Source organism: Microbacterium barkeri, assembly GCF_027921765.1.
Classification (GTDB): domain Bacteria; phylum Actinomycetota; class Actinomycetes; order Actinomycetales; family Microbacteriaceae; genus Microbacterium; species Microbacterium barkeri.
This window is the reverse complement of record NZ_BSEJ01000063.1, coordinates 1-529: the sequence shown is the minus strand read 5'-3', so window position 1 is coordinate 529 and position 529 is coordinate 1. Positions and strand designations below refer to the sequence as shown.

Annotated in this window: 1 protein-coding gene; it reads right to left on the bottom strand. The window is 42.3% G+C overall.

Annotated features, from left to right (window positions below):
• Positions 1-408 (bottom strand): hypothetical protein (locus tag PKE79_RS16625; RefSeq protein ID WP_271174805.1); only part of this gene is annotated, 408 nt, incomplete at its 3' end.
• Between the last annotated feature and the right edge of the window lie 121 nt (positions 409-529).

Below are 529 nucleotides of genomic sequence, written 5' to 3'. Positions count from 1 at the left end.
TCGGCTTAGCTTTAAATCTTCAAATGGTGTAATAGCATGGCCACCTTCAGTAGTTATTGCTCTTGCAGGTATCTTGCACCATCCACTACGCTCTTTATTGCTTATCAGTTTATAGGTGTTGTTTCGACCAATCCGCGTAACATCAATCATATCCAGCTTAACTAAAATAGCTGTACCTTCTCTTATCAGCTGCCGACTAATCCCTGTCATTTCTGATAGCCGGGTATAGGTTATTTTCACTTCCTGAATGCCAACTTCTTCAGCGCATTTCATGGTAATTGCTATGTAAATCATAAGAGCGGCAACCTTTGCTGATGGTTTGCCGATCTCATCGTTACGCCAATTAAATTTCCGAATAAGTCCGTTATGAACCCACCAAGAGAACATCGGAGCCCAATTAGGGATCATCTCACTTCCTCCAGCCAATAATGCAAATAGCAACGAAGCCTGCCAAAACAGCTAATGACAACAGGAACGGAACGAACCCACTGATGACAGGGGCTATTGAGGTAATAAATGAACTGATAAC